This window comes from Sphingobacterium arenae, from assembly GCF_014692505.1.
GTDB lineage: Bacteria > Bacteroidota > Bacteroidia > Sphingobacteriales > Sphingobacteriaceae > Sphingobacterium > Sphingobacterium arenae.
Map to the genome: position 1 here is coordinate 987,742 of NZ_JACNYK010000001.1, position 14,764 is coordinate 1,002,505.

6 protein-coding genes are annotated in these 14,764 nt (G+C 43.2%); all 6 read left to right on the forward strand.

The window, feature by feature from the left end:
- Positions 1 to 61: 61 nt before the first annotated feature.
- The 6 genes from H8B17_RS03755 to H8B17_RS03780 all read left to right on the forward strand — a co-directional run bounded on the left by H8B17_RS03755 (position 62) and on the right by H8B17_RS03780 (position 14,750).
- Complete coding sequence (locus H8B17_RS03755; RefSeq protein WP_190307806.1) at positions 62 to 4,447, forward strand: hybrid sensor histidine kinase/response regulator transcription factor; 4,386 nt, start codon at positions 62 to 64, stop codon at positions 4,445 to 4,447.
- A 253-nt stretch (positions 4,448 to 4,700) separates the two neighbouring features.
- Positions 4,701 to 6,101 (forward strand): hypothetical protein, encoded by a 1,401-nt coding sequence (locus H8B17_RS03760; protein ID WP_190307807.1) that lies wholly within the window; start codon positions 4,701 to 4,703, stop codon positions 6,099 to 6,101.
- A gap of 56 nt (positions 6,102 to 6,157) precedes the next feature.
- Positions 6,158 to 8,356: a fasciclin domain-containing protein gene (locus tag H8B17_RS03765; RefSeq protein ID WP_190307808.1), complete on the forward strand. Its 2,199-nt coding sequence runs from the start codon at positions 6,158 to 6,160 to the stop codon at positions 8,354 to 8,356.
- Between the two features lie 41 nt (positions 8,357 to 8,397).
- A complete protein-coding gene (locus H8B17_RS03770; RefSeq protein WP_190307809.1) occupies positions 8,398 to 11,649 on the forward strand; it encodes a SusC/RagA family TonB-linked outer membrane protein in 3,252 nt (1,083 codons plus the stop codon).
- Between the two features lie 12 nt (positions 11,650 to 11,661).
- Positions 11,662 to 13,128 (forward strand): RagB/SusD family nutrient uptake outer membrane protein, encoded by a 1,467-nt coding sequence (locus tag H8B17_RS03775; protein ID WP_190307810.1) that lies wholly within the window; start codon positions 11,662 to 11,664, stop codon positions 13,126 to 13,128.
- Between the two features lie 5 nt (positions 13,129 to 13,133).
- Positions 13,134 to 14,750: a fasciclin domain-containing protein gene (locus tag H8B17_RS03780; RefSeq protein ID WP_190307811.1), complete on the forward strand. Its 1,617-nt coding sequence runs from the start codon at positions 13,134 to 13,136 to the stop codon at positions 14,748 to 14,750.
- Positions 14,751 to 14,764: the final 14 nt, after the last annotated feature.

Sequence of the window (14,764 nt, forward strand, 5' to 3'; positions counted from 1 at the left end):
AAGGAATGGTTTATATTTAGAAATTGTAAACCAAAATGACGATAGCATTGAGCCTATATAAATGACTGCAAAAATTAAAAAAGCTTGGAGTGCAGTGATATTGATACTGTTGATCCTTGTATTTCATGCGCTGGGAATCGCGAGAGAACCTAGATTTAGGACCTATTCCACCGAAAATGGATTGTCTCATGATGGGGTTTCTTGTATAGTAGAAGATAGGGAAGGTTTTATATGGTTCGGGACTTGGGATGGACTGAATCGTTATGATGGCAATAAATTTGTCGTTTATAAATCCAGACCTGGAGATCAGTCAACTTTAAAAAGTAATAAAATAAGGGAAATAGTTGAAGATAAACGTGGATACTTATGGGTGAAAACTTACGATAAAAAAGTATATCGCTTTGACAAGCGCAAAGAAGAATTTTTGCCGATTACGATGACAGATAAAGGAGGAAGTTTGGAACATGCCTTTATTTCAAGCATTATTCCGCTCGCTAATGGGGATGTGTGGTTAACCACGGAAGACAATAGTGCGATATGTGTATCAGACTTAGCGAATGGAAAGGTACAGGTCGTAAATTACAGTATGGAGACCGCTTATCTGGGAAACAACGTGAACTTCATATTTGAAGATCTTAGCCATCGGGTTTGGTTCGGAACGAAACGTGGTCTAATCTGTTTGATCAAAGAGAATAAAGAATATACCCCCCTTATGGGACCTAAAAATCAGGTGTATGGACACCAACATAACTTCACACATGCCGCGACCAATGCAGAAGGAAAATTGTTTTTCGCAACAACAGATGGTATTTTGGCGGTGTATGATCCGTCATCGAAAACCTTTACCCGGAAGCGGATAGGAGATAGCGAAATTTCCGATATGTTAGTCTCTAAAACAGGCGAGATCTATCTAACCATGCCCGGTCACGGCTTGAAGATTTATGACACACGACATGGAACCCTGCAGCATAAAAATAGGCAAATGAGTTATTTGTCCATATATGAAGATGGAACCGGAAATATTTGGTTAGAACCCGAAAAAGATGGAGCCGTTTTATATAACCCATCGACCGACACATTCGACGCTTTTGTACAAAAGAAAGAACATAATTTACCTTTTATAACGCAAGAAGGGATCATAAACGACCGAAGTTTTAAAGTCTTTGAAGATATTAAGGGAACGGTATGGGTTTGCTTAAAAGGAGGGGGATTTGGTAGGTACACAGGAAGTACAAATAAACTGACCTACTTCTATAATGATCCCGCCGATCCGAATAGCCTGTTTTCAAATAATATCGTTGCAGCATATTCGGATAAAAAAGGAGTATTATGGTTCTGTACCCGAAATGGCGGGGTGAATAAAGCAACATTTTTTTCTGACAACTTCCAACATAACCGTTTGGTCAATACCTCTCCGGACCGGTTTGATAATGAAATAAGGGCCATACTGCAGGATTCCGACGGAAAGATATGGATTACGAATAAGCGAGGTGAAGTATATTTCCATAAAAACGGCGATGTAAAAGTGCTTAATAATAGCCAAATTCCAGGTAGTATATATTGTATCACGGAAGATCGGCAGAAGAACATCTGGATGGGTACTAAAGGCTATGGGCTAATTAAGCTAGAACCTGAAAATGAAGAGCGAACGAAGTATAAAGTCGTCCGATATAAGAACGATCCCAAGGACATCCGGAGTCTGAGCAGCAATCAGATTTATAACATTACCGAAGATAACAAAGGTAGGTTGTGGATCTTTACCTTTCAGAAAGGTCCCAATCTATTGATCGAGGAAAAGGGGAAGGTGCATTTTAAAAACATTAACAATTCTTTTAAGCACTATCCCAAACGTGCCTTTCAGGTGATTCGGCACGCCATAGAAGGACCGGATAAGAAGATATGGTTAGGAACGACCGACGGGCTCCTGCGGTTCGATCCTGACGGAAATCCCGATGACATTAAATTTATACCCACCGTAAAGATATCGGGAGATAAAAGTAGTTTGGGGAATAACGACATCATGTACCTTTTTAAATCGAGCGATGATCAAGTTTGGATAGGTACTTTTGGTGGAGGCTTGAGTAAAGTTCTGAATAAACCCGGTCATTTTAATGAGGATCTGCGATTTAGAGCTTTTACCAAAGAACAGGGTTTGCCAAATGATATTATACTAAGCATCATCGAGGATAATCATCAAAATCTTTGGATGACTACGGAAAATGGTATTGCGGTGATGAACGTGGTAACAGAAGATTTCAGAAATTACAATACCTACAACGGACTCCCTAAAGTGGGCTTTTCCGAGGCGGCTTGTCTCAAAACCGATAAAGGAGAGATCTTTTTTGGAGGAATGGACGGCTATATATCGTTTTATCCGGATAAAATCGTGAATGAAAAATTCCCCGGAAATATGGTGTTTACGGGTAGTCAATTATACAATAAAGAGATCGGTATTCAGGATCCCGAATCGCCACTGAAAACATCCATTAATTATGCGGACAAAATTGTATTTCGACACGATCAGGATGTGATTACCATTGAGTACACGGTGTTGGATTATCGGACGCCAGATGATATATCCTATGCTTATATATTAGAGGGGTATGATAAAGACTGGCACTTCGTGAAAAATCAGAAGAAAGCTACCTATACCAAAATCCCGCCCGGGAATTACACGTTTCGGGTGAAGACGACCAGCAACGGACACTTTGCAAACATACCGGAAAAAAGTATAGCCGTCATCGTAAACAAACCTTGGTGGTTAAGTGGTTGGGCGATAGTTTGTTATATTATTTTGGTTGTCGGTGCATTGGAGATTGTTCGACGGATTATTTTCACGATGATAAGGTTGAAGCACAAAGTAGCCTTAGAGAAGAAAATAGCGGCATTGAAAATACAATTCTTTACAAATATTTCACACGAATTGCGGACGCCTTTAACGCTTATCGTCAACCCATTACTTAAATTGAAGCAGACGGAAACGTTATCAGAAAAAGGTGTTAAATACTTGCACGTGGCCAATAGGAATACAGACCGTATGGTTCGGTTTGTCAATCAACTGCTGGATTTCCGTAAGATTCAAGAACAAAAGGCGCAGTTGAATGTGAGAAAAGTAGAATTGGTGGGCTTTCTGACACAATTGTTGGATAATTTCGCGGATATCGTGGAGGATAAGCAGATTTCCTTGGAAATGATTACGAACGAACCGGAAATCCCGGTATGGTTTGATGAGGAGAAGATGGATATTGTATTTTTTAATGTGATATCCAACGCGATCAAGTTTTCTCCACACCATAGTCGGATTGTTATCCGTGCCGAAAAAGAAAGAGAGCATATCTTCGTTCAGGTACATGATCAAGGCGATGGCATTCATAAAGATCAGCTCGAAGTTATTTTTGAGCCTTATTACGAAGGAGGAAATTCGCAAGACAAAGCGTTTAAAGGCACCGGAATCGGTTTGGCCTTATCAAAAGATATTATGCAGTTGCATGGTGGAACGATCGTTGCGGAAATAAACGATGACGGGGGGATGACCTTCACCATCAAATTTTTGGAAGACAATGTCCATTTTGAATCGCGAGATCTGTTGGAAGAAAATCCGGACACCCGTAAAGAAAAAGAAAGCGCTGATGTGCCGACCGGGGTACGCGAAACAGGTGCAGACGAAAAAGAAGGAGAAGATCTTCTTAAATTACTTTTGGTCGAAGATAATCCGGAGTTAAGGCGCTTTATGGTTGATGAATTCAAAACGGTGTATACTATATACGAAGCCAGCAACGGCAGGGAAGGCTATGAGAAAGCTCGGGAATGGAAACCGGACGTCATTATTTCGGATGTCATGATGCCGGAAATAGACGGTATCCAAATGCTGGGAATGATGAAAAATGATATGGAAACGAGCCATATCCCGATCATTTTACTCACAGCGAAGTCCGCTATAGAGGATCAAATAAAAGGCCTATCCTACGGCGCTGATTTTTATATCACCAAACCTTTTCACATTGATTATGTCAAGTATTTGCTGCGGAATCTTTTAAAAAATCGACAGCAGGTGGTTGCCGCTATGGTCGATAAGCAAACGATACTGAAACTGGAACCTACGGAAGTCGTCATCACGTCTAAAGACGAAACTTTTTTGCGAGAGGTTATCCAAATTATTGAAAACCAGATGTCGGACACCTCGTTTACTATTGATGTGGCCGTAAATGCGATGGCGATGGGAAGAACCACGTTCTATAAAAAACTAAAAAGCCTAACAAACATGTCTCCGGTAGAGTTTATTCGGGACATTAGATTGAAACGCGCCAAGCAGCTGTTGGATACAGGTGAGCTTACAGTGACGGAAGTTGCCTACAAAGTGGGGTTCAACAGTTCAGGATATTTCAGTACCTGCTTTAAAGAGATGTATCAGGTTTCCCCATCTGATTATTTGAAAAAAAAAGAGTGATTGTTGGTGTGTCGCTTCCTGATACACCGACGCTTTAGCAGCAATTCTCGGTTAAAACGTTTAAAAAAAGTGCCTTGTCAATTTTTAAACGCATTGTGTCAATTTTTGAAAGTAAAAAAAATACACTTATCCTACATTTGACTATGTGAAATAACACATACATCGTTTTCAGATAAACGGATGTAACAACTAAACACCAAAATATAGACAGTGAAATAATGGCTTTTTTTAAGCCTATCTTAAACTAACTAAGATGAGGAGAGATTTGAACCTAATCAGCGGATTATTTATCGGGGTCTTATTCACCCTAAGTTCCGTATTACAGGCGCAGTCGTTGCTGTCTTTTCCGGAAGCAGAAGGATTTGGACGTTTTGCACAAGGTGCAAGAGGATACGAAGAGCCCCGTGTTTATTTCGTGACTACCCTTGCAGACGATGGCCCGGGTTCCTTTCGGGAGGCAGTAAGTCAGCCCGGACGTTTTGTTGTCTTTAGGGTTGCAGGTGTAATACGTTTAAAAAACAACATAACCGTTGCCCCTTACACGACCATTGCGGGACATACTGCTCCCGGAGACGGGGTTGTTTTGTATGGGCGAAAAGTTTCCTTTTCCGGCGCTAACGAAACGATCGCGCGTTTTTTGCGGATCCGCTTGGGTGCTAACGCAGGCGCAGGAAAAAATGAGGATGCGTCCGGCATCGCAAACGGTAAAAATATAATCTTGGATCACATGTCGTTTTCATGGGGGTTAGATGAAGTTTTCTCCGTTAGCTGGGATAAGAAGGGCGTGGAGCCCGATAGTATAACCCTTCAGAACTGCATTATTGCGCAGGGGCTCCATCGCTATAATCATTCTGCAGGCGGGTTGATGCAAACTGGAGGTAAGCTTTCCATACTAAAGTCGCTTTATATCAGTAATAAGACGCGTAACCCGAAAGTAAAAGGGACCAGTGAGTTTGTAAATAATGTTGTCTACAATTTTGGTAACGCCAATAAGACCAAGAATGAACATCAGTTGTCAGCAGACGCTTATATTTTAGGTGGCAATTCGGAGATGATTTCTAATGCGCTCATACTAAACAACTATTTTATTGGTGGTCCTGCCACACCGAGGGACAAGCAAAGTCCGTTTTCGAGAGGGAACGAGAATTTTAACCTGTATCAAACGGGCAATTATTACGATAACAACCAAAATGGGATATTAGATGGCGTGTTGATAGAAGAGGATGAGCAATGGTATCCAGGGTTGGCGTTGAAAAATTTTAAAACAAAGGCCGATTATGCCGATTACCCCTCCGTATCGCCGGCGTTGCAAGCACAAGAAGTAGTTTCTTATCTGATTAATCAAGTTGGCGCAACACGGCCGAAACGAGATCAGGTAGATGCTTTGCTAATTGATGAGCTATCTAGTAAAGGTGTCTCCGGACTTTATGTTTATGACGAGTCAGATTTACCGTTAAGTAATGCTGGATTGGGTGATCTAGCGGATGAGTCAGCATTAATAGATACCGATAATGATGGTATTCCCGACGAATGGGAAATTCGTCTAGGTTTGGATAAAAATAAAAAGGCAGATGCCCTTCAGTTAAGTAACGATCCAAGATACCGGGGATATTTGAATATAGAAGTTTATCTCCATCATCTTGCAAAACAATAAGATAGACTAGAATAAATAATAAACAATAACTAACAATTCAGTAAACCAATTAATCCATGAGAAAACTGTTACTGTACACGATGAGTGTATTTATAGCTTGTTTTGTGGCATGTTCCAAGAAAGAACTGGTCTCGCATTACGAACGTCCGGATTGGCTAAAAGGCAATAGTTGGGAAATCTTGGAAGATAGGGGCCAGTTTACCCTGTTTTTGGAAGCAGCAGAACGGGCAGGATTTAAAGAGGTCCTCGATGGAAAAACCATCGCCACGGTTTTTGCTCCGTCCGACGAAGCGTTTCAGCGATATCTGGCCGAAAACAAGTGGTCTTCGGTAGCCCAAGTTCCACAACAAGAATTGAAAAAGCTGATTGGCTACCACTTAGTCTACTACGCCTTCAATAAAGACATGTTGGTCAATTATCAGCCCAACGGCAGCGAAGCGAGAGAGCCCAATATGGCGGGACTCTATTACAAACATCGTACGCGTAGCTCAGATTCCATCAGCATAGAGCTGGATCAGATTACCGGAAAGCAGCGAAAAGTATTCAACAAGGATCGATTTCTGCCGGTTTTATCTCCAACACATTTTCAGACCAAAGGTATTGATGCTGCAAGCAACTACGGGTATTTCTTTGGCAGCGGAACCTGGAAAGGAGACAGCGGTTTTAACGTGGGAAATGCCGGAGTAACCGAGTATTCCATTCCCAGCGATAACGGATATATCTACATCGTCGACGAAGTCTTGAAGCCGTTGAAAACCTTGCATGCAACGCTCGAAGAATATCCCGAATACAAGGATTTTTTGACTATCTACGATCGTTACCGGACGTTCACTTATGATGAGGAGACGAGCAGAGACTATGCGCTAGCGGGAGACTCCCTCTTTAATGTGTCGCACGGTGCGTTGCCATCTATCGCGTCCGAATGGACCACCTATGGGTTGTCAGATGCGGTCGCCTATTTTGATTTAGCCGGACTGGCTTATAGAGGGTTTAATGTGTTTGCGCCAAATAACAGAGCCTTGGAAAGCTTTTTTGATAGCTATTTGGCCGAACACTATACGTCGCTGAGCCAAGTAGATCTACTGCCCCTATTGTTGTTAATGTATAACCATGTGTATGCGGGGAGTATTGTCTTCCCGTCCGAAATCGGAAAGAATCCCGATATCAAGACGGCTTTCGGTACGCCGATCGTATTTGATCCAGACAACGATGTAAAACAAAAAGCTATTGCCTCCAATGGCGCTTTCTATGGCTTGGATAAAGTATTGGTGCCCGATATGTTCAATAGTGTAACCGGTGCGGCATTCCGGAATCCGAATTACAAAATTTTCATGTATATGCTGTTCCAATCCGGCCTTTATGAAACCTTAGCGAGTAATGATATCGACTTTACACTTTTTATACCGACCAACGTGGTTATCCAGAATACTTATATTGGAGATAGCCAGCTGTTTTGGACGGAGGGAAATCCAGCAGTATTTGGCGACGAATACGTGTTGGTTGAAAACTCGGACGGCGTCCTCGTGGCCTTATCCCAAAATCAAATGGAGAACTTTGTTTCAGACCATATTGTATACGATGAAATCACCTCCCTACAGGGGAAAAAAGTGTACCGCACCCGAAATCCGTTTAACTATGTCTATGTGCTGGACGGAAAAGTATACTCTACATCTACCTATAACGGGCACGAAGATGTAGGTACCCGTATTATCGAAGGTGCATGGTACAACGGTCGGAGTATGGAAACACAGGTAGCGATGGGTGCGGAAACGAGAACGATCAAGTTTACGTTGATCAGTGCAGAATCTTCTGTGAACGTGCTACATCCCTATGCCGAATTCTCCAAATTACTAGCTCGTGCCGGATTGATGGAAGTCGGGAACTCCTTGTCTTTCCTGTTTGGTAATCGCTTTCTACTCTTTGCGCCAGATAACGAGACGGTGTTAGCTGGTTTGGAAGATGGTAGCATCCCGACTGAAAAATCGGAACTGGCAGCATACCTGAAATCCTATTTTGTATCTGTTCCGGATAACTCTTTGGGCGACTATCCATTTCCGGGATTTGGTGTTCAGGGAACATGGGATACGGCTTTGCGACTGGGAGCTTCGGGATACCGGCAGATCAGTCTAGCAGATCGCGGAACAAATCTCGAGTTAATTGATTCGGATGGTACCATAGTCCCGATTTTAGGAGATTTTCCGCAGGTATTCAGTGATGGAGCTGTTTATCGAATAAACAAGCTGTTAAAACGATAACGGATTAAAATATTTTAGGTTTAGCATTTAAAAAAAGATAAATGAGGCGATATATATTAACCTTAATAACATGTTTTAGCGTTATTTCTCTGGTCGTCGGTCAATCATCCAATGTGTTGACGGGAAATATAAAAGGTCAGGGAAATGAAGCGCTACAGGGGGCTTCGATCTTTGTAGAAAACAAAGATAATAGAAACTTAAGGGGGGCTTCCACAGACGCCCAAGGACAATATAGTGTCGAGGTGCCCGCAGAAAGTGATTTGACAATTGTAGTTGCGTGTATAGGCTACATTTCACAGCGGATCCCTTATACGGGGCAAGCTGAAGTGAATGTGACTTTACAAGTTGACGATAAGTCTATTGAAGAGGTCGTGGTGACCGGCGCGGGAGATCAGCAAAGGAATGCCATGGGTATTTCTTACCGGAATCAGGTTTCGGCAACCGAGAGTATCGATATGAAAGCTTTGGAAACCATGCCTTTTGCTTCTATTGAAAGTGGTCTGCAAGGACGGTTGGCCAACGTAGATATTATTTCCGGTGCCGATCCCGGAGCGCGTAGCTCGATCCGTATTCGCGGAACCTCCTCGCTCAATGGAAATTCGGAGCCCTTAATCGTTGTCGACGGTGTACCCTATCCAACGGAGATTTCCAGTGATTTTAATTTCTCGACAGCCAATGATGAGGATTTCGGCGCGTTAATCAACATTTCGCCGATGGATATCGAATCGATCGAAGTACTGAAAGATGCGGCGGCAACAGCGATATGGGGATCGCGTGGTGCGAATGGTGTTTTACTCTTTAAAACCAAAAAAGGCCGACAGGGGAAAACACGATTTGCCTTTTCCAGTAAAGTCGACGTCAAACGAGAGGCAGAGACCATTCCGATGTTGGATGGTGGACAATATGTCGCCATGATACAGGATGCGATCTGGAATTCCGTAAACGATTTGGGGTATCAGCGCGCACTTCCTTATCTCTCGTTGTTGTATAATACCCAAGAGATCAACTACGATCCGTCATGGATTTATTTTAAAGAATATAACCAAAATACCAATTGGATGGATCAGGTTACCCAAGTCGGGTATTTTGTCGACAATTCTTTGTCGATCAGCGGCGGAGGAGATAAGGCCACTTACCGTGTATCCTTGGGCTACTTGAACGATGTCGGAACGACAAAGGGAACGGGATTGAACCGCTACAATTCCTTGGTAAGCGTGAATTATAAGTTTTCGAACAAATTTAATATCAATGCGGATATGTCGTATTCATTGAGTAACCGCGACAATTTTTGGACGGGGAAGATTCAGACACCACGTGGCATGGCGATGACGAAGATGCCGAACATGAGTCCGTACTTTATAGATGCGTACGGTAATTATACCGACGAGTATTTTACACCGCGTCTTAATTTCCAGGGAAGTTTTATTGGGGATGAAAAAGAAAGTATGTACAATCCTGTCGCGATGGTCAATGAATCGGTTAATAAAACTTCTGGAGAGCAGGCGCGTGTTATTTTTAGAGCACAGTATCAGATCTTTCCTGAACTGCAATATACTGCTACGGTAGGCTTTGATACCCGTTCCACCAAGAATAAAAAGTATTTGCCACAATCCGTAACCGGAGTGATCTGGACAGATCCGTTCTTCAACAGAAGTACAGATGCGCTAACCGATAACTTATATATTTCAACAGAAAATAAATTTATATACAATAAGACTTTTCAACAAGATCACAGTATTGTCGGGGCCGCCTTGGTACAGACGCGAGAGTCCAGAAACTTTAGTTATGCCAGCGAGACCTCCGGAAATGCATCTTCCTCACTGAGTGATCCCACTTCAGGCGGAGCGATTGCAAAAATGGGATCCGGTAACTCGATGGGAAGAGATATTGGTGTGATCTCCAGTGTGCATTACGGATTTAAAAATAAATATTTAATTAACGGAACCTATCGCTGGGAAGCTAGTACCGCAGTTTCTGCGCAGCATCGTTGGAAGGGATTCCCTGCGCTCGGGGTGGCTTATCATCTTGGTGACGAGGAGTTCATCAAGAAATTGGGTATCGCTGATATGGTCAAGCTACGTTATAGCTGGGGGAAAACCGGTAACTCGCCACGGGGTAACTATACCTATTTAGGCGTATTTGAACCGATTACCCCCGGTTATGGGGACATGACAGCCATCAGGCCTGTATCCATGCAGCTCGACAACCTCAAATGGGAAACGGTTACACAAACCGATTTCGGCGTTGATCTGGCCTTCTTTAAAAACAGGTTGACCATTACCGGTGAAATTTATAACCGCGTGACCACCGACTTATTACAGAAAGATGTAAAACTGCCGTCCTCGACCGGATTCACAGAAATGAGCTTCTACAATTCTGGCAAAATGGAGAATAAAGGATGGGAGTTAATTCTGAATGTCGAGGCCATTCGTAGTAAAGACTTTGGTTTGAGTTTTAGCCACCTGAATATTTCCAAGAATAGAAATACCGTGCTGGAATTGCCGGATAATATGGAGTTTGAACGCTATGATTTTGACAACGAAAATTATGCGCACAAAATTGTAGAAGGAAATCCTTTGGGTTCATTCTATGGTTATCGGTATCAAGGTGTGTATCAAAATATAGAAGAAACCTACGCCCGGGATCTGAATGGCGAAGTTATTCGGGATCTCGATGGAGAAGCCGTGTTCACCCGGAATGGAGATCGACGTGTATTTGCGGGCGATGCCAAATATCAGGATATTGATGGAAATGGGGTTATCAATCAGTATGATATTGTCTACTTGGGAAATGCCATGCCGCTCTTTACTGCCGGTGGAGGAATTGATGTCCATTATAAAGGGTTCCGTTTGAGCACCTTTTTCCACGGACGATTCGGACAGAAAGTGGTGAACAAAATTCGGATGAGCACAGAGAATATGCGCGGAACGGGCAATCAGAGTACCGCCGTATTGGGAAGATGGCGGAATGAGGGTGATGCCAGTATGATCCCGAGGGCGCTGTACGGTGAAGGCTATAACTATCTTGGATCAGATCGTTTCGTCGAAGATGCATCATTCGTGCGATTGAAGATGGTGTCGCTACGTTATTCGTTGCCTAAGTCGCTCATAGAGCGCTTTGGGGTCACCCGTTTTGACGTATTTGCTACCTTACAAGATGTGTACACCTGGACAAAATATTCGGGTCAAGACCCCGAAGTATCGCTTTCCAGCGATGTATATATGTTAAGTCAAGATAATGCCAACACCCCACGGCCACGACGGTTTGCGTTGGGCGTAAATGTAAATTTTTAATACAGAAGAACTATGAAAGTATGGTATAGCTTCCTAATAATCACAGTGCTGTTGATAAGCAGTTCTTGCCAAAAATGGCTGGAATTAAAGCCGGAAAACCAGCAGGTTACTGATGACTATTGGGCAAATAAAGAAGAAGCGGAAGCGGTTTTAGGAGCGGCTTATGTCGGACTCCAGAAAGCGGTAAAGGATATGCTAATTTTCGGTGACGGACGTGGCAATACATTAAGTGTAGCGGGTCTTGTCGTAGATATGGACTTAATACGGCTAAAAGGCTTGTCCATCCTGCCATCCAACAAGCTGGTGAAATGGAGCAATTTTTATCAGATTATCAATTATGCCAATATGGTATTGAAATATGCGCCGGATGTGGTGGACAGGGATCCCTCGTTTAATCAGGCCGTCATGCAATCTTATCTGTCAGAGGCGTATTTCCTCCGAGCATTAAGTTATTTCTACATCGTGCGCACGTTTGGGGAAGCACCGCTCCTTCTTGAACCTTATATGGACGACCACGCAGCCTACGAAGTCGCGAAATCCTCCAAAGAACAGATCATGTTACAGATTGAACACGATTTAACAACGGCTTTAGCCAATAGCAAAGAAATTTGGCCGACGGTATGGGAAACAAAAGGACGTGCCACGAAATGGGCTATCCACGCCACATTGGCTGACGTCTATTTATGGATGGGCGAATATGATAAAGCCATCATATCTTGTAACGCCGTGATGGAGTCGGGACGAGTGGGATTGATTCAGGGAAGGATAAATACCACCAATAACTGGTTCACCATCTTTAGTGAAGGCAACACCAACGAAGGGATTTTCGAGATACAGTTTGATAACTCCAAGGCGCAGAATAACGATTTGATGAATATGTTCGGTGCGTCGTATAACTGGATTATCTCGAATTATGCCCTGTCATTATATGCGGAAGATACAGAAGATATACGTGCGCTGGGGGCTTCTTATGCCACCGATCTGAAAATATGGAAATATCTCGGTGCGGAAGCAGGCACGGGGGTACCACGCTCGTTTAGCGATCAAAACTGGATTGTGTACCGGATGGCCGATATTTATCTCATGAAGGCGGAGGCGCTGATCATGAAAGGTGAAAGCTCCTACCCGGCAGCGATAGAGCTCATTACCGATGTCCGCACCAGAGCGACGATATCTCGTCCATTGGACGCAGGTACTACGGAGCTACAGCTATTGGACGCATTGCTCAAAGAACGAGCAAAAGAGTTTCTGGCAGAGGGGAAGCGTTGGTTTGATCTATTGCGTGTCGCGCAGCGAGACAACTATAAATACAAAGAATATTTTATTGAACAGGTACTAGCAGGCAACCCCGGAGCCGCTGCGCCGGTGATTCGAGCGCAGCTGATGAATGAAAATGCACACTACTTGCCGATCCACATCGATGAATTGCGCTTCAATAGGCTTTTAGTACAGAACCCCTATTATGAACACTTAAATTAAGAGAGATGAACACAAAAAAACAAATTTGGAGCTGGGGGCTCTTGATCTTTCTGGGTTGGATGCTCACGTTGGTGAGTTCCTGTAAGGATGCTTTTGAAAACAACACCTATACCGCGTATGAAGAGACACCAATCGCTCTTTACCTGAAAAACAACGAAGACAAATACAGCCTTTGGGTAGAGGTACTGCAAAAAGCAAACCTATATAATACACTAAATCTCGATGCCATATATACCCACTTCGTTCCAGTTAACGAAGGGGTAGAACGTTACCTAAAAGCAACAAACTTGGGGGCGATATCGGAAATGTCGGAAGAACAGGCTGCTTATTTGGTTCGATATCATTTAATTCCGAATGCAAAAGTAGAATTTGCACAGTTTCAAAGTGGCGCCATTAACGAACTCAATGCGACGGACGATAACTTATTTGTTGACTTTAGAAATGGGGGGTTAGAGGCAGTTTATCTGAATGGCGTGTCGAGATTCAACAGTTATGATATTAAAGCGACCAATGGTATCATTCATAGTATCGATGATGTGCTGGTTCCGTTGGTGGAGACCGTTTATGACCGGTTGCAAGCACAACAACATTGGAGCCTGTTCAAGGAGCTGGTAGATCTAACCGGATATAAGGAAAGACTGGAAACCGTATACACCGAAACGACCGATCCTTTAGGAAATCCGATTCAGCAACGGTTTAAATATACAGCCTTTGTTGTAAGCAATGAGACCTACACTAAAGCAGGTATCCATGGCATACAGGATTTATTGGAGCGACTCGAGGTGTCGGCAGGCAGCGATTATACAAACCCGGATAACCCATTGAATAAATATGTTTCATACCATTTATTGGATCAGCAGCGTTCATATGCCGATCTGGGAAAATTCTCGGAAAATGGCACTAAAATGAACCTGCAGACCATGGCTCCCCATGAATTGCTTAAGGTTTCTGAAAGTGGCGCTGGTTTAGTGCTCAATGAAGATGTCGAAACCGGGGAGTCCATTGCCTTCGTGGAGATGAATATCGCCTGTAAAAACGGTGTTGTCCACGAAGTAAACAACTGGATGCCTTTATTTTCCCCAGAGCAAGTTCAGGTGATATGGGAATTGACCGATTACCCCGATATTGAAGCAAATGTTAGCCAATACCGTAATTCCAATTTAGGATCACAGTATAATAAAACATTTACAGCCAATGAACTAACGAATATCACCTGGTCTGCACGTCCGGAATACAAGTCGAATGTACTTACCTATCGCAACAATAGACCATCGGAGGGGAATTGGTATGCCCTATTGAACCATGACCACCTTCGTGCTGAACTGGGTGAGTCGGGCTGGATCGAGTTTAAAAGCCCGACCATCGTCAAAGGACGATATAAAGTATCCTTTGTCTGGCCGAGCCCTAAGCATTCGGCCCATACGGGTATCTGTGCTTTTATTCTTGATAATGAGATAATCCATGCTCGGTTGGTCATATCGAACTCCAGAGAAGAGCGAAATCTAACGCAAGCGATGGGCACCGTAGAATTTACAGAAACTGCAGATCATACCTTGCGTATATTATCACTGGATGGTCGTTTGATCACGATGGATTATTTGCAATTTGATCCCGTAGAATGATTTAAACCTTATTG

Excerpts from the sequence above, each read along its gene's own strand:
- H8B17_RS03755 (WP_190307806.1), top strand. The coding sequence starts at position 62 with ATGACTGCAAAAATTAAAAAAGCTTGGAGTGCAGTGATATTGATACTG.
- H8B17_RS03780 (WP_190307811.1), top strand. The coding sequence starts at position 13,134 with ATGAACACAAAAAAACAAATTTGGAGCTGGGGGCTCTTGATCTTTCTG.
- H8B17_RS03770 (WP_190307809.1), top strand. The coding sequence starts at position 8,398 with ATGAGGCGATATATATTAACCTTAATAACATGTTTTAGCGTTATTTCT.
- H8B17_RS03765 (WP_190307808.1), top strand. The coding sequence starts at position 6,158 with ATGAGAAAACTGTTACTGTACACGATGAGTGTATTTATAGCTTGTTTT.
- H8B17_RS03775 (WP_190307810.1), top strand. The coding sequence starts at position 11,662 with ATGAAAGTATGGTATAGCTTCCTAATAATCACAGTGCTGTTGATAAGC.
- H8B17_RS03760 (WP_190307807.1), top strand. The coding sequence starts at position 4,701 with ATGAGGAGAGATTTGAACCTAATCAGCGGATTATTTATCGGGGTCTTA.